Origin of the sequence: Chelativorans alearensis (assembly GCF_010993735.1) — a bacterium.
Taxonomy (GTDB): Bacteria; Pseudomonadota; Alphaproteobacteria; order Rhizobiales; family Rhizobiaceae; genus Chelativorans; species Chelativorans alearense.
The window spans coordinates 29,124-50,778 of record NZ_WQNI01000010.1 but is presented as its reverse complement, the minus strand read 5'-3'; the positions used below and the strand labels follow the sequence as shown (position 1 = coordinate 50,778).

Genomic DNA, 21,655 nt, shown 5'->3' with positions numbered 1-21,655 from the left:
CTCACGACCTCCCGAAAATGCCCTGCGGGCGCACGGCCAAGACGGCCAGGAAAACGAGATGCCCGGCGAGAATGCCGAAGCCAGGACTGATGCGGAACCCGATCGCCTGGCTGATGCCGAGCACCATCGAGCCCATGAACGCACCCCAGACCGATCCCATGCCGCCGATAATGACAGCCTCGAAAGCGTAGATGAGCTGCGCCGGGCCGTCGGACGGGGCGACCGTGGAGCGCAACCCCTGGAAGACCGCCGCGAAGCCGAGGATGCCGACGGCCAGCGCCGTCGCCCAGGCGTAGACCGCCTTCGGGTTTATGCCGGTCAGAGCCGCCGCCTCCACGTCCGCCGCCGAGGCGCGCAGCGCACGGCCGAACTTCGAGAAACGCAGCACCGCGTCGAGCCCACCGGTCAGCGCCGTTGCCACGACGAGAACGATCACCGGAAGCACGCCGATGAAGATCGGCCCCACCTGCCACGACGCCTGCTCGATGCCGCCGCCGGGGATGGAACGCGTGTCGGCGGACCAGATCTGAAGCATGGCATTCTGCATCGCGATGGAGAGCCCGAAGGTGGCAATAATCGACGGCAGCGGATCCTGGCTGACCACCCGGTTGAGCACCGCGTGCTGCAGCACGTAGCCGATGGCCGCCGCGATCGGCACCAGAAGCACCAGCAGGACGAACGGCCCGAGGCTGAAGGAAACCGCCAGCGACACCCCGACCAGCGCGAGCAGGATCATCAGGTCGCCATGCGAAATGTTCACGATCCGCATGACTCCGAACATGAGCGCCATGCCGAGCGCGTATTGCGCGTAGAGCCCGCCCAGCAGGACCCCCTGTATCAGCGCATCAAGCCACTGCATGGCCGGCTCCGAAATAGGCGGCGGAAATATCTTCTCTCGAGACGTCGGCCGACTTGCCCGTCAGTGTCACCTTTCCCTCCAGCATGCAGTACAACCGGTCGGACGCCTTCTTGGCGAGCCCGACGTCCTGCTCGACGAGGACGATGGCTGTGCCGGCGTCCGAGATCGACGGGATAGCCGCATAGATCTCGTTGATGACCTTCGGCGCCAGCCCGAGCGATATCTCGTCGCACAGAAGCACGCGCGGCTGGTTCAGGAGGGCGCGCGCGACGGCCACCATCTGCTGTTGCCCGCCCGACAGGCTCTGCACGAGATCGCGGCGCTTGTCCTTCAGAATCGGGAACAGCGCGTAGACCCGCTCCAGCGTCCAGGCGTCATTGCCCCCTGCTGAATGATCGATGGCCACGCGCAGATTGTCCTCGACGGACATGCCGGTGAACAACCGCCGGCCTTCGGGCACGATGCCCACGCCCTTGGCCACCATGACATGGGGTGCGGCGCCACCCGTCGGCGCGCCGTCGAGCCTCACCATGTCCGGCGCGACGCGGATCGCGCCCATGATCGCGTTCAGAAGCGTCGATTTGCCGGCGCCGTTCGCGCCGATGAGCGCGACCACCTCACCGGCCGCCACCTCGAAATCGATCCCGAAGAGCGCCTGGAAATCCCCGTAGAAGGCCTGCAGCCCGTGGGTGGAAAGCAGCGGAGCGCTCATGCCTCGATCCCCATATAGACGCGCTTGACCTGCGGATCCTCGATCACCTGCTTCGGCGGTCCCTCGATGATCTTCTCGCCGAAGTCCAGAACCATGACGCGGTCGGCCGCGGCCATCAGCGCATGCAGGACGTGCTCGATCCACACGATCGTCACGCCCTGGTCCCTGATCCTGCGCACCAGCTCGACGAGGTCCTTGCCCTCCTCGTCGGTCAGTCCGCCGGCGATTTCGTCGAGCAGCAGCAGCTTCGGCCGCGACGCGAGCGCGCGCGCCAGTTCCAGCCGCTTGCGGTCGAGCAATGTCAGCGTGCCGGCCATCTTGTTGGCCTTGCCGGCAAGCTCGCACTGCTTAAGCACCGCGGCGCAATGGTCGTAGGCCGCGCGCTCGCTCTGGCGGCCGGCGAAGCTGGCCGACACGAGCAGGTTCTCGAAGGTCGTCATCCCGCCATAGGGCAACGGAATCTGGTAGGTGCGGCCGATGCCGCGTTGGGCCCGGCGGAAGGGCGGTTCCCTGCCCAGTTCGACGCCGTCGAAGCGGATCGTGCCCGCGTTCGGGCGAAGATCGCCCGAAATCAGGTTGAACAGCGTCGTCTTGCCCGCCCCGTTCGGTCCGAGAATTCCCAGGACGTCGCCGGGACGGACTTCGAAACTGACGTCGTGAAGGACGCGGTTGGCGCCGAACGACTTGCCGAGCCCGATGCCTTCCAGCAGTGCCGCCTTGCCGGCCGCCGTTTCGATCGCCGATGCCTTCATGTCCACCGTCGGCATCAGCGGCTCATTGCGCCCATGGCAGGATCTTCATCTGCTGCTCGGGCTTGAACAGCTGGTTGACCGAGTTGTCGACGATCTTCAGGTCGTACATCCACTTCTCGCCCGGCACCCACTGGCCGCCGAAGATCGGCGTGGTGGAGACGTTCGGGTGCGGTCCGGTGGAGAAATTGACCGGGCCGATGAGGGTGTCGAGGTTCGTCGCCTTGATGGCATCGCGCACGGCTGCCTTGTCCTTCGGATTACCCGACCGCTTGAACGCGTCGAGCGCAACCTCCCAGACAGCATGGCTGTAGCCGAGCGGCTGGGTCCACTGCCGGTTGGTCTCGGCCTCCCACTCGTCGGCGATGTCGCGGCTGACCTGGCCGGTGAGCGACGACTTGAACGGGAAGGCCGGCGTCCACCAGACCTCCGAGGACATCCCGTTGCCGAGATCGCCCAGTGCCTCGACGCCGGACGGGAAGAGCAATGCGGCGGCCATGGTCATCGCTCTGGGATGATAGCCCTGCTGATTGCACTGATTCACGAAGGTCTTGAAGTCGTCGACGAAGGCGATGCCGCCGACGATATCGCAGCCGTCCTGCTTGAAGGTCGCGATCTGGGCCGTGAAATCGTTGGTTCGCGGTTGGAAATAGCCGGGCTTGACCACCTCGTAGCCCGCTTCCCGCGTCGGCGACGGCAGGCCGTACTCCTCGTTGCCCCACGTCTCGCCATCGATGTTCTGGGGGAACAGCATCCCGACCTTCTTGTTGGTCTCGATCGTGTTCCAAAGTCCGACGAAAGTGTTGAGGGCCTCGTCCAGCCCCCAGAAGAAGTGGTAGGTCCAGTTGAATGGATTGTCCTGTCCGCCACGCGGGAAGATGATCGCCTGCCACGGCGCAGCACAGGAGATGCAGGGTATCTCGTACAGTTCCGCTTGGTCGGCGGCCGCGGTGATCGTCGGCGTGGTCGATGCCGGGATCAGCATGTCGATCTCCTGGTCCAGGATCAGATCGCCGGACACCTCCGCGGAGCGGTTGGAGTCGGATTGGCTGTCCTGGACGAGGATATCGACGTTGTAGCGCTCGCCATTGACCTCGAGCCCGCCGGCAACAAGCTTCTTGATCCGCTCCACGGCGAAGCCGTCGGTCTCGCCGAACAGGGCCATCGGGCCGGTCGCCGGCGTCACGTAGCCGATCTTGATCGTGCCGGCCTGGGCGCGGGTTATGTTCGGCATGGCCAACGCCGCAGCACCCGCTCCCATGCCCTTAAGGACGGTGCGTCTCGATGCCCCGGCGGTCAGATTGGATTTGTATTTGATCATGGTTTCCTCCCGATTTTCTTGCTGAGCTTCGACATGCAATGGCGCACCGCCTCCCCGCGGATGCACGACCCGCCGATCAGGCTATTCGCAGACGCGACCCCCCATCGATCACGAACTGCGCGCCGGTCACGTAGGACGCGGCCGGCGAGGCAAGGTACAGCGCCAGCCCTTTGATGTCTTCGGGATCGCCGATCCGGCCGATCAGCGACTGGGCCTCGAAGGCCGCCCTGTCCGCCGGGTTCTTGAGGCGCCCGCCGGCGATGTTGGTCATGAACGGCCCCGGCGAGATGCAGTTCACATGGATGCCGAAGACTCCAAGCTCCATCGCCGCGTTGCGCACGAGGTGATCCACGCCGGCCTTGGCCGGCATGTAGGGCAGGCCGACGATGGCCTCGTTGATCTGCGCCGCCACCGACGACGTGACGATGATCCGGCCGCCGCCGGTCCTCTTCATGTGACGCGCGGAGAGCTTGATGGTCGTGTAGACGCTTGAAAGGTTGACCTCGATGACCCTGTCCCAGTGGGCATCGTCCATGACGTCGATGGCGCCGTCAGGATTTCGCTCGCCCTCCGGCGTCATGAAACCGGGGCCCGCGTCGATGCCGGCATTGGCGAACACGACGTCGATGCGCCCGTGTTCGGCGGCTACCTTGTCGAACGCATCGGCCATCGCCGTGCGGTCGGCCACGTCGGCCGTCTGGCTCCAGACATCTCCGCCCGTCCCGCGAATTGCCGCGACGGTTTTGTTCAGACCCGATGCGTCTATGTCGAAGATGCAGACGCGTGCGCCGTGCTCAGCCATTATTTCCGCATAGGCGCGGCCAATGCCGCTGGCGCCGCCTGTAACGATTGTCGACTTGCCCCGGACATCGAACATTTCGTCAAGCGCTGCCAATTCGCCCCTCCCGAACAGTCGGCTTTCCGCCGCCGATCCGCACGCTTCTCAGGTGCGTCAGTATATGGCTGGTCTAGCCTCCCCCTCGCCCAAGGCCTTGTCGTGATCCTTCTCGCCGTCGCCCAGACTGTGACACTCGCGGTCTTGGCAGCTCGGAATTCCTCAGCGCCAACCTTGCGGTTTCGGGCGCACAACCGCAACTGTATGCGACAACCATAGCCAGCGGCGTCACGATAGTCGTTGTCCGGACCGGACAAATCACTTGTCTTTTTCGGACATGCTCGATCTTCGGACTCAGGTGCTCATTCCGCCGTCGACCATGTGCAGCGTTCCGGTCACAAACGCGGCTAAGGCCGCTGCCAGATAGAGCGCGGTGCCGGCAGGATAAAGCAAGGTCGCAATCCAGCCCGTTCCTGGCGTCTCCAGCTCGATGCGAGCTTCGAAATCACGACACTGGCGCACCGGCTCTCATGGGCGCACCACGGCCTTGATCAGGCCCTCGCGGTCGGCGGCAAGCGCGGCGAACCGCGACGGCAAGTCCGCGAGCGCGACCTCCGCCGAGAGGAGCGCGCTGGTGTCGATCCTGCCTTGCCGGATTGCCTCCATCACCCGCTCGAAGTCGGACTTCAACGCGTTGCGGCTTCCGACGATGCAGGGCTCGCGTTTGTGGAATTCTGCATCGTCGAAGCCGATGCGGTCCTTGACCACGCTGACCAGGATATAGGTCGAGCCGTGCGCCAGCAGCCGAAAGCCCGCCTCCATGGCCTTGGCGTTGCCGGTGGCATCGAAGACCGCGTCGAAGCCGTCCGCCAACTCACCCTCCAGGATACGCTCCGGGTCGTTGTGGAGGAGGTCGAAGCCGAACTTCCGGCCCGCCAGTGCCGTTCGTGTGGCGCTGAGGTCGAGCAGATGGACCTCCGCGCCTTCCAGCCTGGCGAAAAGAGCCGCCCCGAGGCCGATCGGGCCGGCGCCCGTCACCAGAACGCGGTCGCCAGACTGAATGCCCGAGCGCGAGACCGCATGTGCGCCGATGGCCAGGAACTCCACCATCGCCGCCTGCAACTCGTCGAGCCCGTCGGCAGGATAAAGATTGGAGACGGGAACCGCGATGCGGCTGCACAACCCGCCGTCCCGGTGGACGCCGAGAACCTCGATGCGCATGCAGCAATTCGGCTTGCCGCGCAGACACGCGCGGCAAGACCCGCATGACAGATAGGGATTGACCACGACCAGCGTGCCGGCCGCCATACCGCCTTCTGAAGCCACCAGGCGGCCGCTCAGTTCATGACCGATGACGCGCGGATATTGCAGATAGGGGTGTTTGCCCTCGAAGATATGGTAGTCTGTGCCGCACAAACCCACCGCGCTGATGTCGACCAAGGCCCAGCCTTGCGGCACCTCCCGTGGCACGGCGGCTTCGCGCAATTCGAACCGACCCGGCTCGACACAGGTACCGGTCGGCATGGTCGCGGCGCCGGACCCGAATAATTCAGCAACATTCACTGCACTCTCTCCGCTTCACGCGGTACCCAGCCGCCGGGCAGTTCGCCCTTGATGATCAGGCTGAGCACATCGTCCTTGGACACCTCGCTCACGCTATGGGAACCTACCTTGCGCCCGCGGTTCATGACCACGACGCGGTCGCAAAGCTCGAACACGTCATGCATGTCGTGACTGACCAGAAAGATGCCGATGCCTTCCTGCTTCAATTGCCTGATCAGTTCGCTCACCATGGCCGTCTCCGCCGGACCGAGGGCTGCCGTCGGCTCGTCCATGATAAGTATCTTGACGTCGAAATAGATCGCCCGCGCGATCGCGATGACCTGCCGCTGGCCACCCGACAGGCGCGACACCGGATCGCCGAGATTGCGAAAATTCGGGTTCAGCCGGGCAAGCACCTTGCGCGCCTCCTCCAGCATCCTCCGCTCGTCAAGGTTGCCCCAACGCGTCCGCAACTCGCGGCCGAGAAAGAGGTTAGCCGGTGCATCGAGGTGATCGGCCAGCGCGAGCGTCTGGTAGATGGTCTCGATCCCGAGGCCGCGGGCGGCATGCGGAGAATCGATGTTCGCTTCCGCGCCGCCGACGCGGATGGTGCCGGCGCTGGGTGCCATCGCGCCCGAGAGAATGCGCATGAGGCACGACTTGCCCGCGCCATTGTGTCCAAGAACGCCCACGACCTCACCTTCACGAAGGTCGAGCGAGACACGGTCCACCGCCTTTATGCCACCGAAGTGCTTTTCGATGTCGATCATTTCCACAAGGGGAGACATTGAGGGCCTCAAACGTCGATGCAAGAATTCCGGCGCGGCAACTGACACCACCGCGCCGGTAGAACTGGTCAATAGAGGACGTTTTTCGCTTCGTCGGCGTCAATATTGTCCTTGGTGACGAGGACAACGCCGGTATCGATCTGTGCTTCGACAGAGTTGCCGGCGATCAGGTCGAGGACTGCATTCACTCCGAGTTCACCCATCTGGAACGAACCCTGAACCAGCGTCGCGTCGAGCGTGCCGTCGCGCACGAAGGCCTGCAGATCCTCGTTTCCGTCGAAGCCGATGGCGACAATGTCGCCGGCCTTTCCGGCCTGCTGAATGGCGCGGCCCATGCCGACCGCTGTCGGCTCGTTGGCACCGAAGATACCCTTGAGGTCCGGGTTGGCGGCAAGAACGTCGGTGGTCTGGTTCAATGCCGTCGCCATCTGTGACTGCGAATAGTAGGGGCCGACGATCTCGAGCTTGGAATTTGCCTTGATCTGCTCGACGAAGCAGCCGACACGACCAATCTCCGAGCCGACACCCGCGACATAAGACATGACGGCGATCTTGCCCTCGCTGCCGGCAAGTTCGATCATCTTGTCGGCTGCGAGTTTGCCGGCCGCGCAATTGTCGGTGGAAAGGAAGGCCTGATACGTGCCTTTTCCGCCTTCACCGAGCGCGGAATCGATAATCGCGACCGGGATGCCCGACTCGTTGGCCCGCTTCACGGCGGGAATGAGCGATTCCGGGTCGGACGGTGCGAGAACGATGCCGGCCACGCCGCGGTTGACCGCATTGTCGACAAGGTTGACCTGGTCGGCGATGGCCGACTCCGAGGCGGGACCGTCGAAGGTCATCGTATGTTCGGACTGGCCTTCGATCGCGGCACTCGCCCCCTTGTTGACGTTCTGCCAGAAGTTCGAGTTGGTGGTCTTGACGATCACCGCGATCTCGCCGGCTGATGCCAGGGCCGGCAGGGCCATTGCGACGCCGACTGCGAGCAGGGTCTTGAGAGAAGTCTTCACGTGTTCCTCCACTTGTTGCTGGTTGGTCGCACTCACCGGCGGCTTCGAAGCTGGTCGACAAAGACCGCTGCTATGACGACGAAGCCGATGATGATCTGCTGGATGAAGGCGGATACGCCGGCCATGTTCAGGCCGTTGCGCAGCACACCGATGATGAAGGCGCCGATCATCGTGCCCGAGATCGTGCCCACGCCGCCCATCAGCGAGGCACCCCCGATGACCGCCGCCGCAATCGCATCAAGCTCGTACATGACGCCTTCGTTCGGCTGCGCGGTGACGAGGCGCGACATCAAAACATTACCGGCCAGCCCGGCGAGCGCGCCCGACATGACATAGGCGGCAATCTTGGTGCGATTGACGTTGACACCGGAAAGCCGGGCCGCCTCCTCATTCGAGCCCGTTGCGTAGATGTGGCGTCCGAGCGGGCGACGCTTGAGCAGGAACGCCGCCATGAGTGCAACGACCAACAACAGGATCGCAGGATAGGGAATTCCGGGAAAGGCGACCTTCGACAGGCCGTTGGGCTGCTGCTCGACGATACGGAACAGCGCGCCATTGCCCAGCCTGCCGAACGCCTCGCCCAGTCGCGAGACCGGGGCGGCCCCGGTAAGCTGGAGCGCGGTTCCGCGCGCGATCATCATCATGCCGAGCGTGGCGACGAATGGTGTGATGCGCAGCTTGGTAACGACGAGGCCGTTGATCAACCCGCATAGAGCGCCGACGCCGACCCCACCCGCCATGGCGAGAGGTACAGGCACACCCGCCTTGACCATCAGGCCGGTGGCCGTGCCCGACAGGGCGAGCACAGCACCGACGCTGAGATCGATACCACCAGTGATGATGACCATCGTCATGCCGATGCCGAGGAGGCCGATGACCGAGGTCTGCAGCAGGACGGTCAGCCCGTTGTTCACCGACAGGAAGGCAGCGTTCCCGAAGGCGAAAATGCCTATCAGGATGCCGAGCGTGGCGAGCGCCGACAGCTTGTGGAGTGTCTCGGCGTTGGATTGCCCCATGCCTCCCGTGGCATATGCGCTGCCTGCGGCGGCCGACATACCCCTCCTCCCATGACGGTTCAATATTATTAAAAGCAAAGTGGGCAGATCGAGGTGCTATGTCAATTGTTTTTAATTATTGTCGTCATACGAGCCAGCGTGATAGGCCTGTGCAGCCATCGGGAGAACGAGAAATTGGCGCGAACGGACGAACGGTTCAGGACAGCCTTCAACGCGCTGCTGGACTATTGCGGTACGTTGAAACGGGGCGACGAACTCCCTTCCGAGCTGGCGCTCGCGCGCCATCTGGAGGTCAGCCGAACCGTGGTGCGGTCCGCGTTGGACCGCCTTCGAGACGAAGGCATCATCGCGTGGATGGGCCGAAACAAGTCGCTGCTTCGCACGCCGAAAAAAAGCGACCGCCTCGTCGTCCAGTCTGACCAGATCTCACAGGAGGAACTGGAGCGGCAGTTCCTCGACTGGATACTGCGCTTCGACGTTCCGCCGGGCACGAGCCTCAACGTGACCGAGCTTGCCCGCAAGTTCCGTGTGCCAGCCTACGGATTGCAGGAGTTCCTCGCCTCTCTCAGCAGGTTCAGCCTCGTCAGCCGCCGCCCACGGGGCGGCTGGGAACTGGTCGGCTTCACGCTCGACTATGCACTGGAGCTGTCGGACTTCCGCCTCATGCTCGAGCTGAACGCTGTTTCGCATCTGATCGCCCTCCCCGACGACCACGCCATATGGAAGCGGCTCGCGGAACTCGCCGACGAGCATCGCCGGCTCGCCGAGGACATTGACGAGCGCTATCACGATTTCTCGGGGCTCGACGAGCGGTTCCATACGGCGATCGGCGGTGTGGTGCGCAACCGCTTCGTGGCCGAGTTCCAGAAGGTCATCACGTTGATCTTCCATTACCACTACCAATGGGACAAGACCGACGAGAGAGAGCGCAATCTGGCGGCGATCGGCGAACACCTCCGCCTGATCGAGGCGCTCCAGGCCCGCGACGAAGCGGCGGCGACAAGCGCCGCCCGTGACCATCTTCTCACCTCGAAGCAGACGCTCGTATCATCCCTGCGCAGCCACGCGCTGGCCTAGCTGCTGAAGCTCTCCGCCTGCCGGACGGTGTGCGATAATCGAGGCTGCCGCGTCGCCACGCCCAGTGCCGCGCTCCATTCGAGCAGGGCGCCGATCCTGCGGAAGACTTTCTCCTTGTGGTTCTGGGCGATATCGGAGAGGCGGTGCGCCAGATATGGGTTGGCAAAGCGGTCGAGCGTAGTCGCCGCATAGGCTGGCGCCGCGTCGCCATAGCCCGCCGCCGCGAAGACCGGCAGCACCTCGCGATCGTAGAGGTCCTCGAGATCGGCGCGAATTGCCGGGTCTGCCATCCGGTCCCGCACCAGCGGCGATCCTTCTCCGCCCCGCTCCAGCCAGCCGGCGACAAGATAGCTGTGCCCAAGGTTGAGGATATGGAGCTTCTGCCGTTCAATCCGGTCTAGCGAGGCAACCACCTGAACCGCCGGATGGCGGCACGGAAGGACGAGGCCGGGGCAGTCCTCGATTGCCCACAGCGCATAAGGTTCGGCGACGGCGCCTGCCGGATGCAGCGGCTCCGACACGATACGATCGACGAGCGAATTCACAAACACCACCCGCTCCGCGACCCAGTCCGCGAAGGTGGATCCGAAGCCGGGAGCAAGCGCGAGCACCCGCGCCCGCAATTGCTCGCCATTACGGGCCACCAGTTCCGTCGGCATCACCTGGATTGGCCGGCCACCCGTATTGAATCGGGCGAGCAGAAGCTGTGTCAACTTCGCCGGGTAGGACATGCCCTGCCGGAAGACAGGCTCGGCGTCGTCGGCCCGCTCCGTCCACCCGGCGTCACCGGTGTTGGATAGGATAATCTCCGCCTCGGCGGCTGCAATGCGAGCGATCTCCGGCCAGTCCTGTTCCGTCGTCAGCGCCCGCGCAATCGAGACGCCGCGCACCTCCCGCATCACCGGCACACCGCCCTCCAGCCCCTCGATGCGAACCGGATAGCCGCCCGGCGCGGCAAGCGCCTCCAGGCGTGCGCGCCGCGCGGGATCGCCGCTCGACTGCACCACCGTGACCGGTCCGAGCGCCTGCCCGGACGCCAGCGCCTCGGAAATGAACAAATCCGCATGCGCCTGAAGGAAGCGGCTGGTGCCGAATTGCAGGATTGGGGTCATTGGATCTGCCATCTCCTCCGCAAAAATGTTCTTAATGATAATATACATTCTGTAGGCCGTCCAACGATGGGTATGAGCGGCGGCGGACAGGAATATGTAGCGACGCGGTGCCAAAGATCTTTGAGCAGACAACCGTCGATATCAGCAGGGTCTTTTCAGCCGGCGGCCAACCGCATCGCGGCGTAAAAGTTGAAAAAGCTGGGCGCGATCATCACGAAGCTGAGGCGAAGAGAAGTTCCAGGAGGGCAAGGGATGCTGCGTCATTCCAAAAGGGCTGACTCAGTCTCCCGGGAAATAGCGTTACCAGTTCGCGATGCGTCCGTCGGATAGAATAGCGTCCAAGGCAGGGATCTGTTCCTGCTCGAACGGATAGCGAGCGGCAGCTTTCTCGTCCACCTCAATGCCTAGACCAGGAGCGGTCGGCACCTGCCACGCCTTTTCCTCGAGCGCGAGGGGATAGCTCGAACATATCTCCTCGAACCAAGGAACAACACCCACCGCCTCTTCCTGGATCACGAAGTTCGGTGTCGCAACGTCGAAGTGCAGCGCTACCGCCCCCGCCACAGGCCCCATCGGGTTATGAGGAGCCACGCCCATGTGCGCCGCCTCTGCTATAGAGGCGATTCGACGCCCGCCAGACAGGCCGCCGCAATGGGCCAAGTCGGGCTGTACGTAGGCGACCGCGCGTTTCTCTGCTACGTCCAAGAACTCGCGCGGCGTAAACAAGCGCTCACCGGTTGCGAGCGGGCAGTCGACGCGGCGGGCGAGGTCGGCCATCGCCGATGCATCACCGGGCTGGATCGGCTCCTCGACGAAGAGCGGCCTGATCGGCGCGATCGCGTCGATATAGGCCTTGGCCGCGTCGAGGCTGTCAGGCCGGCCATGGAAGTCGGTCATTATATCGACGCTCTCGCCTACCCGTTCACGCACGACCGCAGCGAGCTTCTCGACGTGGCGGATTGAGGGCAGCGGAGCGTCGTAGCCGGTGTAGGGCACGAAGCCGAGCTTTATCGCGTCGTAGCCCATCTCGACCGTTTCCTGCACGGCGTCGCAGAAGGCAGAGATGTCGCCGGTACCGACGAAGCCATCGACCCTGCCGCGACGCAAATGTGTGTAGATCCGTACACGGTCGCGGACGCGGCCGCCAAGAAGTTCCCAAACCGGGACGCCCAGCGCCTTGCCCTTGATATCCCAAAGCGCCTGTTCAATTCCCGACAGCGCGCTCATACCGATAGCGCCAAGCGGCCAGAAACTGAAGCGCGCCATTTTGGCAGAGAGGTGCTCGATCCGCATCGGGTCCTCGCCGACGACAAACGGCGCGAGATCTTCGACGGCGCCCGTCACCGCGCGCGTCTTCCATTCCAGCGTCGCCTCGCCCCAGCCATGCAAGCCCGGCTGATCGGTCAGAACCTTGACAAAGATCCAGTTGCGCATGACGGCATTGACGACAACGGTCTCGACGGCGGTGATCTTCACAGCAGCACCTCTTACGGGTTCAAAAGCTTGGGCAGCCAGGTGGAGAAGCCCGGCACGAGGCAGAGCAGCGCAACGGCGCAGAGCTCGGCGATCAGGAACGGCATAAGCGCCTGCAGGAGCGGATACATTCCGATCCGACCGATCCGCATGACGACGAATAGCACGACACCAACGGGGGGAGTCACGAGGCCGATAGCGAGTGTCAGCATCACCACCATGCTGGCCTGGAGCGGGTCGATACCGAGCTCGCGCACGGCGGGCATTAGCAGCGGAATGAAGATCAGGATCGCCGCGCCGATGTCCAGGAAAGTGCCGAGTATCAGCATCAGAAGCGCGATGGCGAAGAGGAATAGTATTGGCTGTCCCTCGAACGTCTCCGCGGCAGCGGTGACCCAGGAGGTGACGCCGAGCAAATTCAGCGCGTAGGAGAGTACCGTCGCAGCCGCAACCAGTAGATAGATCGTGGCAGAGATGCGCGCGGCCTTCATGAAGGCGCGCCAGAGCCCGGCGAGGTCGAGTTCGCGGAAGACAACGGTGGCGAGGAAGAGGGCGTAGGCCACTGCCACGCCGCCCCCCTCTGTCGCGGTGTAGGCACCGACCACCATGCCACCGACTATGACAACCGGAAGCGTCGCCACGGCGAGGCCGGACAGGAACATCCGTAGAGGCGATTCATCGGCAGGCGCTGGCGCGGGGCGCGGGATGCGTCCGCGGAAGGCATCGATCGCGACGACGCCGGCGCAAGCGATGCCGAGCAACAGCCCGGGAATGACGCCTGCAAGAAAGAGGTCGACGACCGAGATGCCCGCGACCGCGCCTAGGATAATGGCGAGGCCCGAAGGTGGGATGATCGGACCGATGATCGAGGACGCCACCGTGACAGCGGCGGCGTACGGCTTGGTGTAGCCCTCCTTCGGCATCTCGCTGATGAACACCCGGCCGAGCGCGGCGGAATCGGCCACGGCCGAGCCGGAGATGCCTGCGAACAGGACCGACGAGCCGATATTGGCGAAGGCCGTCCCGCCGCGCAGCCATTGCGTTGCGTGTCCCGTAATGCGGATGAGGCGGGTGGTGATACCGCCCTGGCTCATGATCTCGGCCGCGAGGATGTAGAACGGAACAGCGAGGAAAACGAAGCTGTCAACGCCCGCGAAGATGCGCGTTGCCACTATGCTGAGGGGGATTCCGGCAAGCCAAACGCCCACAAGGCCCGCTAGGCCCAGCGCGAAGGCAACGGGGACGCCGATAAAGAGCAACCCGAGACCGGTGAAGGCAACCCAGATCATGCAGCGCCGACCCCCTCGTCCTCGTCATGGTCGGGCTCGAACCCGGAGATCCAGCTGAGCGCAATCTGCACCAGCATCAGCGCCGCACCGACCGGCAGCGCCATGTATGGATAGATCATCGGGATTTGCGATGCCGGCGCGAGTTGGCCTGCATTCCTGAGTGCCAGTGGCCATCCATAGAGCAGCAGGAACACGCAGAAGATCGACGCGATGGTGTAGAGCGCGGACTTCACGAGCTGCGCGTGCCTACCGGCAAGGCTCTCCAGCGCCTCGATCCCCATATGCTCGGCGCGGTAGATGCAGGCGACCGAACCAAGCATCATCAGCCAGATCATGCCGTAGCGCATCGCCTCCTCGGTCCAGCTGAAGCCGGTGTTGAAGAGGTATCGCCCGCCCACCTGCGTGAGATTGAGCGCAGTTACCGCGACCATCAGCAGGCAGGCGAGCGTCTCGGTCGTCCGGGCGAGAAGGCGCGCAAGGCGCCGGGCGATGGCGTACATAGTGAAAATCTCCGCAACCGCCGCCCGGGACGACGGCAGTCGCGTTGAAGGTCAGTCGTAGAGTGCGTTTTCGGCTTCCTCGACGGCAGCGAGAAGCTCATCGACCAACTCGTCCCCGACGTTCTCGCGGATGAACTCGGTGACCGGGCCTTGTGTCAGCTCCTTGAAAGCCTCCTTTTCCTCCGGAGTGGAGACATGGATCTCCATGTCGAGTTCCTCGCGAAGCTTTTCACTGAAGCGCCAGTCGCCTTCGGTCTTCTGCAGGTTCTCAGTCCAGGCCATGAGTTGGGCGGCGTCCATGATGACACGCTGGTGGCCGGGATCGAGCGACTCGAACCACTCGTTGTTGGCGATGATGACGTGCAGGCCGAAGACGTGCTCGTTCAGCGTGTAGTACTTCTGCACCTCCCCGAGTCCGCCTCCGTAGACCACCGCGGGCGGGTTCTCCTGCCCGTCGACGACACCCTGGCGCAGTGACATCAGCACCTCGGCGCCGCTGATCGGCGTTGCTGTGGCGCCAAGAGAGTTCACGAGCTCCATGAAGACGGGGCTCTCCATCGTTCGGATCTTGAGACCTGAGATGTCCTCGGGATTGATGATCGGGCGGACATTGTTTGTGAATGAGCGGAACCCGTTCTGAGAGAAGGCCAGCGCCCTCATTCCCGTTTCTTCGAGGATGTCGGAGCGCATTTCATCAGCGAAATCACTGTTCATGACCCTCCAAGCGACGGGCGCACTCTCGAAAAGATACGGGATCGACCAGACCTGCATTGGCTGGTAATACCCTGCCATTGCCCCGTCAGCTGGAAAAGTCAGTTCGAGGCTGCCCTGCTGCACCTGTTCCAGCATCTCGCGCTCACCGCCGAGTTGGTTGTTTGGAAAGAGGCGAACGGTGAGCTCACCATTGGTCTTGAACTCGACGTATTCCTTGAACCTTACAAGCGCGTTGTATTCGGGGAAGTCCCCCTCGGGAATACCGATGCCAAACTTGATCTCTTGCTGGGCAAACGCTTGGGACGAGGTGACCGCCCCCAAGGTCACGGATAGCGCGGCGATCAAATGCTTGAATCTCATCTTATCCTCCCTTCAAGATGGCCAGATGACGGCCTGCGCGGGCCGACAGGGAACCTGTGTTGCCACCGCCCCGGCCACAAACCGTACTGTGCAAATCTTTAGATCATATGTAAAGGGAGAAAAATGAGAGATCCACGGGCCGTCGGCAGCCGTCTGCGCCTGACGATTCCATTCGAAACCGATCCCTCCCTGCCCACCGGCGCAACCCGCGTGGCGGTCGAGACACTCGGGCACCGCATAGCCAGCGACATCTATGCCCAAGGGGAAATCATGCCGACCGAGCTGGAACTCGCAGCCTCGCTCGGCGTCAGCCGGACCACGGTGCGCGACGCGATCAAAGTGCTGTCGGGCAAGGGTCTAGTACGCACCGCTCGGCGCTATGGAACCCGCGTCCGGCCTGTGGAGGAATGGAATTTGCTCGATGCCGACGTCGTCGGCTGGCACGAGCCCACCCATCCACGCCTAAGCCTGATGTTCGCCGAAACGACCGAGTTGCGCTGCATTCTCGAGCCCGAGGCTGCGGCTTTGGCCGCCGAGCGTGCCACAGACGAGCAGCGGCAGATTATCCGCGAGGCGGCCAATGCAATGCATCCCGGGCAGGACGATTTGCAGGCGCTGTTCGAAGCCGACTGCCGGTTCCACGCGACGTTGCTCGAGGCGACGGGAAATCTCATGATGCGGCAGATGCGCCGGATAATTCTGGCGATGCTCCGGATCTCTTACGAATATGGCGTCCTTGCGATTGACGGCGAACTGGTGACGCGAAGAGGCCATATCCTCGTTGCTGAAGCCATCGCTGACGGCAACCCCGCGGCGGCACGTAAAGCGATGGCCGAAATGCTTGAGAAAAACAGGCAGACTGCCCGGCGCACAGGCGGAATGCCCGGCGCCACGCCTCGCACAACTTCGGCAATCGGTGCTGGCGATTCCGGCAAGGTAGACAAGTTCGGTCGCCGGCATTCTCAGCCTGGCCTCGGGCAAAAAAAAACCCGCTCATCCTAGGGATGAACGGGCGCTGTTATCGATGGTTGCGGGGGCGTGCTTCGACCGTTGTCCTAACTTCTCCAACTTGTCCGCCCTCGCCGGGATTGATTGCGGCAATCGTAATTGAACCAATCATGGCTTCCGGCGGTATCGTCGTCCCCTCCTACGGTTATCTCACCGATGTCGCACAGCTCGCAAAAAAAAGGACCGGCGCGCTCCTGGTGATGGACGAGGTCACCACCGGCTTTGGCCGGACCGGCAAAATGTTCGCATTCGAGCATGCCGGTATCGAACCGGATATAATTGCGGTCTCGAAGGGCTTGACCAGTGGCTATCTACCGCTTGGCGCAGTGATCGCGAGCGACGCGCTTTACGACGGATTTCTGGGATCAAATCAGTCCGGACGGGCATTTTCGAACGCCTACACCTATGGGGGCCATCCGGTTTCCTGCGCTGTGGCGCTTGCGACACTAGATGTCATGGAAGAAGAGGCTATCCTTGACAACGTCGGTGCCGTCGGCGGGCATCTCTACCGAAAACTCTGCGATCTCAAGGATTCGACCAGCAGCATCGGCGATATTCGCGGCATGGGTTTGCTGTATGGTATCGAGCTCGTTGATCGCAACGGCGTGCCGGTTCCCGGCGAGACCGGCAAGGCGGTGTCTGCCGCAGCGCTCGCCGACGGCCTTATTGTCCGGGCACTCGGCAGCATGAGCCACGTCCTCGTCCTCGTTCCGCCTTTGATCCTGGATATCCAGGGAGCCGATCGCATTGTCGCCAAACTGGGTGCGGCAATCGACAGGGTCATGACCAGCAGGAACTGAGGACGAGCCGGAATACCGGGCTCAAGCGAGCTCGGGTTGAGCTGGCAATGCAGCGCTCAGCATGTCCAAGAAGACACGTTCCGCAGGTCGCAGATCGGCCTCGGGATTCCTTACGAAATAAGCGTCGGCCCCCAACGCTCCGTTCAGCGTCGACAGAAGCCACAATTGCTCGCTTTGCGGGGCAACTCTGACTGCGTCTGTCGGCAGGATGCCGATACCGAGACCTGCTGCGATCAGCCGCCTGACCTCCTCGACATTCGGGCTGCTACCTACCGTACGCCTTCCAAGGCCGGCGCCGTCGCGCAGATAATTCATCGGCTCAAGCCCGCCGCCGTCCTGGCTGCAGGCAAGAGCGATAAAAGCTTCTTCCCTTAGCGACTGGATCGGTACGTCCCGGCGCCCGCTCATCCGGTGATTAACGCTGCAGTAGATGCCGAATTGCTCACGGATGATGAAGGTAGAGTCGAGCGCTGCGACGGGCTTCGGAAGAAGGCAGAAGCCGAATGGCGCCTGCTTCTGTGCGATTGCCCTGACGATATCCTTGCTCTGGCCGACCTCAACGCGGACGCTGACGGAGGGATGGAGTTGATGCAGTTTGAAAAGCGCTTCGTCGAGCGCAGGGACGACCAGATGTGAAATGGTCATGATCCGGATTTCGCCCGTCAACTTGTCGGTGTCGGAGACGATCGCCTCGAAGATCCGCTCGACCCTCTGGAAGATTTCAAGGCATTCCTGACGCAGCAGTTCCCCGCTGCTTGTCAGAACGAAACGGCGGCTGTCGCGCTGGATTAGTTGGGCTCCGAGGGCTTCTTCGAGCTTTTGCAGCGCTGCTGTTACGGAGGGCTGGCGAACGAGAAGTTTGTCTGCGGCTCTCGTTATGCTCTTTTCCTCGGCAATGACGAGAAAAGTCTTTAAAAGATTCCAGTTAAGGTTCTTGATGCGGCGATAGAGAATGGTCAAAACGAACCCTACAAAGCTAAACGTGTGAATCTTGCCGAAGTTTGCGCAAAAAACAATAAGGCGGCTGACCGCGCGAGCGTTAGTTCGTAATCAATGGTTGATTAAATCGGACGACCACTTCCTGCGCGGTTACGCGCCGGACTGACGGGTGGCGCGGCATGTCAGATCTCTTGGATATCCTTGGCAAGCTCGTCCCGGCTGGCCGTCAGGTAGATTTCTGCATTCCTGGCGAGAGACGGCCCCAGATAGCCGCCCTCCTGAATAAGCGCCGTAGGCAGCCGCAGCCGCACGATCTCGCGTGCCATCGCGGCAAAACCCTCGCCCGTCATCTTCACCTCCGACAGGGGGTCGTTCTCCGCCATGTCGAAGCCGAGCGAGACGACGAGTGCCTCGGCGCCGAAGGCGCGGATGGCGGCGAGCCCTTCCGCGAAGCGCTCCAGGATCGTTTGCACACCCGCGCCCGGTGACAGAAGAAGGTTCAGCGTCGCACCCTCCCCCTCCCCTTCGCCGCGTTCGTCGGCATAGCCCAGATAGTAGGTCGGATAGTTGGCGGGGTCGACATGAAGGGAGCAAAAGAAGACGTCTCCACGCTCGTAGAAGATGTCGAGCGTGCCATTGCCCGTATGGGTGTCGATGTCGAGGATGGCGACCTTCGAAAACCGCTCCCTCAATTTCTGTGCCGCGATCGCCGCATTGTTGAAGGCGCAGAAGCCATTGGCGGCGTCGGAGAGCGCGTGGTGGCCGGGTGGGCGGCACAGTCCGTAGACCATCCGCTCGCCGCTCATCACGCGCTCGGCGGTCTCCGCCGCTGTCTGGGCGGACCAGTAAACTGCCTCCCAAAGGCCTTGCGTCAACGGTACGGAGGTATCGCTGACATACCAGCCGAGCTGGCCGAAAATCTGCGAGGGCCGCCGGCCCGCCCTGCGGCCGGGATGATAGTTCGGTATCGGCTCGGCATCGCCGGCCGCCGCGCGCCAGCGGGCATAGGCGTCTTTCAGGAAGTCGACATAGGCCGCGTCATGCACGGCCTTGATGGGCGCATCGCCGAAGTCGCGCGGGCGCTCGATCGGGAAACCGTTGCGCTCCAGCATGTCGCGGATGAGGATGGCGCGCTCGGGCTGCTCGGGGTGCGGGATATAGGCGCCGCGTCGGAAATAGCGCTCGGGCTTGTGGAGAAGCTGCCGCTCGTCGAAAATCGCTTTCACGCCGATCCTTTCCATTCGTTCAGTAGCCGTTCGCCCGGTGCACCGCCGTCTCGGGCCTCATTCCCGCCACCACGTCGAGCGCGGCCCGGCAAACCTGGGCGGCGACGAGGACGGGTGAACAGTCGCTCGCCTGGTGCGGCGTGACCAGGATCCGCGGATCGCGCCACCAGGGATGGTCGGGCGGCAGCGGTTCGCGGCTGAAGACGTCGAGCGAGGCACCGGCAAGCTGGCCGCTGGCGAGCGCATGGTTCAAATCCTCCTCCACCAGATGCTCGCCACGCCCGAGCTGGACGAGCGCGGCACCTTTCGGCATCGCGGAAAAGAGCCGGGCGTTCAATATGCCGTGCGTGGCCTGCGTCAGCGGCAGGACGTTGATGAGGATGCGCGAGCGCGCCGCGGTCTTCACGATGGCGCCCTCCCCGGCCTCGAAGGTGACGCCGTTTGCCTGTTCCGGCGGCGCGGTGCGCACCGCCGCCGTGACCGGGAAACCCATCGCCGTCACCGCCCTAGCGATCGCCTTGCCCATGAGACCGTAGCCCAGAAGGCCGACGGGGAAATCGCGCGGCGGGATATATTCATCGACGCTGCGTCGCGTCCATTCGCCACGCGCCTGATGATCGATGTGGAAGCGCATGTTGCGGTGGTGCCAGATGACCTGCCAGGCGGCAAAGCCAGCCATCAGGTCGCCCTGGTTTTCGTCGCGCACGCGCGTCACGACTGCTTCCTCCGGCAGGCTGGGGCAATGGACGATGCTGTCGACGCCAGCCGCGATGGAGGCGGCGAGCCGGAGGTTCGGATAAGGCCGGAAGGCATCCGCCGCCGGCAGCCACGCCAGTGCGAAGCGCACCTCCTCCGGCCGCTCGATCTCTTCTGGACGGCGCAGGCGCACGCTGTCCGAATGGGCGGCGAAATAGCGCCCGAACAGCGCCTCCAGGTCGAACGCGCCGCTGAGATAGACACCCTCGATAGGGCGCCCGTCAGTCATGGCCGGCCTCGACGGGTTCCAACCCGCACCACTCGGCAATGAAGAGCGCGATGGCGCCGGTCACGCGTTTGATGGAGGCAAGGCTCACCCGCTCGTCGAAGCCGTGGATGTTCTCCGTCACCGGGCCGTAGACGAGACAGGGCATCCCGGCATAGATGACGAAGACCCGCGCATCCAGATAGCCCGGCGTGACGAAACTCTCCAACGCGCTCGACGTCGCCCGGCGATGCGCTTCGGCAAGTGCGGCTTCCGCCTCCCCGCCTTCCTCCAGTACGTAGCCGCGGGCGAAAAAGCCGTTCCAGGTGATCTGCGGCGGGCGGTTGCCGAGGAAGGCATCACCGGCGAGGTCCCGGGCAAGATGCTCTTCGATCCGTCGTGCGCGCTCGGCAGGATCGTCGCCGGGATAGATGGCAATGCGGCAGGAAAGCCTGCACCATGCCGCCACCGTGGAGGCCCAATCGCCGCCCTTGATCTTGCCGACGTTGAAATTGATGGGATGGTCGAGATCGGCGAAGTAGGGATAGTTCGCCTTTTCCGCGTTCCACACCTCCGTCATCTTCTTCAGGCTTTCGATGACGCGGAAGCTCGCCTCGATGGCATTCGCCCCGGTGCCGGCCTCGCGTACATGCACCGGATGGCCGGCCACATGGACGTCGAACCACAAGACGCCGCAATTGGCCCGCACCAGCTTCTCGTCCTCCGGCTCGGGGATGATGGCGGCATCGGCCGTATAGCCCTCGACCAGGCAGGCAAGCGCGCCATTGCCGGTGCACTCCTCTTCCACCACGCTTTGCACATGCACGCGCGCCGCCGGCTGAAGGCCGAGCCGGCGCAGCGCGTCCAACGCGAAGATGTTGGCTGCAATCCCTGCCTTCATGTCGCCGCCGCCCCGGCCATAGAGCCAGTCCCCTACCCGCTTCGGCTCGAAGGGAGGTGTGACCTCCCACATCTCGTGCGGTCCCTCCGGCACCACGTCCATGTGGCCGTTGAGGATCAGGGATCGACCCGTCTCCTCGCGCGGGCGGTGCGTGGCGACGACGTTTACGGCATTGGAATAGTCGACGGTGACCGGGGAGAAACCCGGATGGTCGCGGATCTTATCGACATCGATCGTGAAGGTCTCGACGGCGTAGCCACGCTGTTCCAGCGCTTCGTGGACAAGGTCCTGCGCCGGCTTTTCCTTCCCGCGCAGCGAGGGAAGGCGGATCAGGTCCTCGGTGAACGTGATCTGATCTTCAAAACCCCGTTCGACCGAAGACAGGATCTCTTGCGCCAGTTTTTCGTCCAATGGTTTTTCCTCAAATCCTTGACCAGCAGCTTGTCGCCGCATGAGCCACTGC

The 21,655-nt window shown here is 63.3% G+C and carries 22 protein-coding genes; 3 read left to right on the top strand and 19 right to left on the bottom strand.

Features of this window, described 5'->3' with window-relative positions; translation table 11 throughout:
* Position 1: 1 nt before the first annotated feature.
* The 10 genes from GPJ75_RS16230 to GPJ75_RS16185 form a co-directional block, all read right to left on the bottom strand.
* Positions 2-859 (bottom strand): branched-chain amino acid ABC transporter permease, encoded by an 858-nt coding sequence (locus GPJ75_RS16230; RefSeq protein ID WP_163269380.1) that lies wholly within the window; start codon positions 857-859, stop codon positions 2-4.
* Positions 846-1,571 carry an ABC transporter ATP-binding protein gene (locus tag GPJ75_RS16225; RefSeq protein WP_163269379.1) on the bottom strand — a complete coding sequence of 242 codons (726 nt, stop codon included), beginning with the start codon at positions 1,569-1,571 and terminating at the stop codon, positions 846-848. The genes GPJ75_RS16230 and GPJ75_RS16225 overlap by 14 nt, the downstream gene beginning before the upstream one ends.
* On the bottom strand, positions 1,568-2,338 hold the full coding sequence (locus GPJ75_RS16220) for an ABC transporter ATP-binding protein (RefSeq protein WP_246249087.1): 771 nt from the start codon (positions 2,336-2,338) through the stop codon (positions 1,568-1,570). The genes GPJ75_RS16225 and GPJ75_RS16220 overlap by 4 nt, the downstream gene beginning before the upstream one ends.
* Positions 2,339-2,345: 7 nt before the next feature.
* Positions 2,346-3,641, bottom strand: a complete 1,296-nt coding sequence (locus GPJ75_RS16215) for an ABC transporter substrate-binding protein (protein WP_163269378.1) — start codon at positions 3,639-3,641, stop codon at positions 2,346-2,348.
* A gap of 76 nt (positions 3,642-3,717) precedes the next feature.
* Positions 3,718-4,536, bottom strand: a complete 819-nt coding sequence (locus GPJ75_RS16210) for an SDR family NAD(P)-dependent oxidoreductase (protein WP_163269377.1) — start codon at positions 4,534-4,536, stop codon at positions 3,718-3,720.
* 294 nt (positions 4,537-4,830) lie between these two features.
* On the bottom strand, positions 4,831-4,998 hold the full coding sequence (locus GPJ75_RS16205; protein WP_163269376.1) for a hypothetical protein: 168 nt from the start codon (positions 4,996-4,998) through the stop codon (positions 4,831-4,833).
* 6 nt (positions 4,999-5,004) lie between these two features.
* Complete coding sequence (locus tag GPJ75_RS16200) at positions 5,005-6,000, bottom strand: zinc-binding alcohol dehydrogenase family protein (protein WP_163269375.1); 996 nt, start codon at positions 5,998-6,000, stop codon at positions 5,005-5,007.
* 35 nt (positions 6,001-6,035) lie between these two features.
* Positions 6,036-6,806, bottom strand: a complete 771-nt coding sequence (locus GPJ75_RS16195) for an ATP-binding cassette domain-containing protein (RefSeq protein ID WP_163269374.1) — start codon at positions 6,804-6,806, stop codon at positions 6,036-6,038.
* 68 nt (positions 6,807-6,874) lie between these two features.
* Positions 6,875-7,816 (bottom strand): ABC transporter substrate-binding protein, encoded by a 942-nt coding sequence (locus GPJ75_RS16190; protein WP_425483167.1) that lies wholly within the window; start codon positions 7,814-7,816, stop codon positions 6,875-6,877.
* Positions 7,817-7,848: 32 nt separating this feature from the next.
* Positions 7,849-8,871, bottom strand: coding sequence for an ABC transporter permease (locus GPJ75_RS16185; protein WP_163269373.1), 1,023 nt, complete (start codon positions 8,869-8,871; stop codon positions 7,849-7,851).
* Between the two features lie 135 nt (positions 8,872-9,006).
* Between GPJ75_RS16185 and GPJ75_RS16180 the strand changes: the two genes are divergently transcribed.
* Positions 9,007-9,909, top strand: coding sequence for a GntR family transcriptional regulator (locus tag GPJ75_RS16180; protein WP_163269372.1), 903 nt, complete (start codon positions 9,007-9,009; stop codon positions 9,907-9,909).
* Here the strand turns inward: GPJ75_RS16180 and GPJ75_RS16175 are convergent.
* From GPJ75_RS16175 to GPJ75_RS16155, 5 genes are all read right to left on the bottom strand, one after another.
* A complete protein-coding gene (locus tag GPJ75_RS16175) occupies positions 9,906-11,021 on the bottom strand; it encodes a mannitol dehydrogenase family protein (protein WP_205602558.1) in 1,116 nt (371 codons plus the stop codon). The genes GPJ75_RS16180 and GPJ75_RS16175 overlap by 4 nt on opposite strands.
* A 300-nt stretch (positions 11,022-11,321) precedes the next feature.
* Positions 11,322-12,497 carry a galactonate dehydratase gene (gene dgoD, locus GPJ75_RS16170; protein WP_163269371.1) on the bottom strand — a complete coding sequence of 392 codons (1,176 nt, stop codon included), beginning with the start codon at positions 12,495-12,497 and terminating at the stop codon, positions 11,322-11,324.
* A gap of 11 nt (positions 12,498-12,508) precedes the next feature.
* Positions 12,509-13,783 (bottom strand): TRAP transporter large permease, encoded by a 1,275-nt coding sequence (locus GPJ75_RS16165; protein WP_163269370.1) that lies wholly within the window; start codon positions 13,781-13,783, stop codon positions 12,509-12,511.
* Positions 13,780-14,283: a TRAP transporter small permease gene (locus tag GPJ75_RS16160; protein WP_205602557.1), complete on the bottom strand. Its 504-nt coding sequence runs from the start codon at positions 14,281-14,283 to the stop codon at positions 13,780-13,782. Before GPJ75_RS16160 ends, GPJ75_RS16165 begins: the two co-directional genes overlap by 4 nt.
* Before the next feature lie 51 nt (positions 14,284-14,334).
* Positions 14,335-15,342, bottom strand: a complete 1,008-nt coding sequence (locus GPJ75_RS16155) for a TRAP transporter substrate-binding protein (protein ID WP_205602556.1) — start codon at positions 15,340-15,342, stop codon at positions 14,335-14,337.
* Positions 15,343-15,480: 138 nt separating this feature from the next.
* Here GPJ75_RS16155 and GPJ75_RS16150 point away from each other — a divergent pair, with 138 nt between their 5' ends.
* The gene (locus GPJ75_RS16150; protein ID WP_163269368.1) at positions 15,481-16,359 is read left to right on the top strand and encodes a FadR/GntR family transcriptional regulator; all 879 of its coding nucleotides are present in this window, start codon (positions 15,481-15,483) and stop codon (positions 16,357-16,359) included.
* Positions 16,360-16,361: 2 nt separating this feature from the next.
* Positions 16,362-17,165 carry an aminotransferase class III-fold pyridoxal phosphate-dependent enzyme gene (locus GPJ75_RS16145; protein ID WP_281354813.1) on the top strand — a complete coding sequence of 268 codons (804 nt, stop codon included), beginning with the start codon at positions 16,362-16,364 and terminating at the stop codon, positions 17,163-17,165.
* 21 nt (positions 17,166-17,186) lie between these two features.
* On the opposite strand, the gene GPJ75_RS16140 is transcribed toward GPJ75_RS16145, so the two are convergent.
* The 4 genes from GPJ75_RS16140 to GPJ75_RS16125 form a co-directional block, all read right to left on the bottom strand.
* A complete protein-coding gene (locus GPJ75_RS16140) occupies positions 17,187-18,125 on the bottom strand; it encodes a LysR family transcriptional regulator (RefSeq protein ID WP_163269366.1) in 939 nt (312 codons plus the stop codon).
* A gap of 161 nt (positions 18,126-18,286) precedes the next feature.
* Positions 18,287-19,330 (bottom strand): histone deacetylase family protein, encoded by a 1,044-nt coding sequence (locus GPJ75_RS16135; RefSeq protein WP_163269365.1) that lies wholly within the window; start codon positions 19,328-19,330, stop codon positions 18,287-18,289.
* A gap of 19 nt (positions 19,331-19,349) precedes the next feature.
* Positions 19,350-20,315, bottom strand: coding sequence for an NAD(P)-dependent oxidoreductase (locus GPJ75_RS16130; protein ID WP_163269364.1), 966 nt, complete (start codon positions 20,313-20,315; stop codon positions 19,350-19,352).
* A complete protein-coding gene (locus GPJ75_RS16125) occupies positions 20,308-21,603 on the bottom strand; it encodes an ArgE/DapE family deacylase (protein ID WP_246249086.1) in 1,296 nt (431 codons plus the stop codon). Before GPJ75_RS16125 ends, GPJ75_RS16130 begins: the two co-directional genes overlap by 8 nt.
* Positions 21,604-21,655 lie beyond the last annotated feature (52 nt).

Coding starts and splice junctions, on each gene's coding strand:
- GPJ75_RS16200 (WP_163269375.1), bottom strand. CDS start 6,000: ATGCCGACCGGTACCTGTGTCGAGCCGGGTCGGTTCGAATTGCGCGAA.
- GPJ75_RS16165 (WP_163269370.1), bottom strand. CDS start 13,783: ATGATCTGGGTTGCCTTCACCGGTCTCGGGTTGCTCTTTATCGGCGTC.
- GPJ75_RS16130 (WP_163269364.1), bottom strand. CDS start 20,315: ATGACTGACGGGCGCCCTATCGAGGGTGTCTATCTCAGCGGCGCGTTC.
- GPJ75_RS16160 (WP_205602557.1), bottom strand. CDS start 14,283: ATGTACGCCATCGCCCGGCGCCTTGCGCGCCTTCTCGCCCGGACGACC.
- GPJ75_RS16185 (WP_163269373.1), bottom strand. CDS start 8,871: ATGTCGGCCGCCGCAGGCAGCGCATATGCCACGGGAGGCATGGGGCAA.
- GPJ75_RS16220 (WP_246249087.1), bottom strand. CDS start 2,338: ATGCCGACGGTGGACATGAAGGCATCGGCGATCGAAACGGCGGCCGGC.
- GPJ75_RS16195 (WP_163269374.1), bottom strand. CDS start 6,806: ATGTCTCCCCTTGTGGAAATGATCGACATCGAAAAGCACTTCGGTGGC.
- GPJ75_RS16145 (WP_281354813.1), top strand. CDS start 16,362: ATGAACGGGCGCTGTTATCGATGGTTGCGGGGGCGTGCTTCGACCGTT.
- GPJ75_RS16150 (WP_163269368.1), top strand. CDS start 15,481: ATGAGAGATCCACGGGCCGTCGGCAGCCGTCTGCGCCTGACGATTCCA.
- GPJ75_RS16225 (WP_163269379.1), bottom strand. CDS start 1,571: ATGAGCGCTCCGCTGCTTTCCACCCACGGGCTGCAGGCCTTCTACGGG.
- GPJ75_RS16230 (WP_163269380.1), bottom strand. CDS start 859: ATGCAGTGGCTTGATGCGCTGATACAGGGGGTCCTGCTGGGCGGGCTC.
- GPJ75_RS16175 (WP_205602558.1), bottom strand. CDS start 11,021: ATGACCCCAATCCTGCAATTCGGCACCAGCCGCTTCCTTCAGGCGCAT.
- GPJ75_RS16215 (WP_163269378.1), bottom strand. CDS start 3,641: ATGATCAAATACAAATCCAATCTGACCGCCGGGGCATCGAGACGCACC.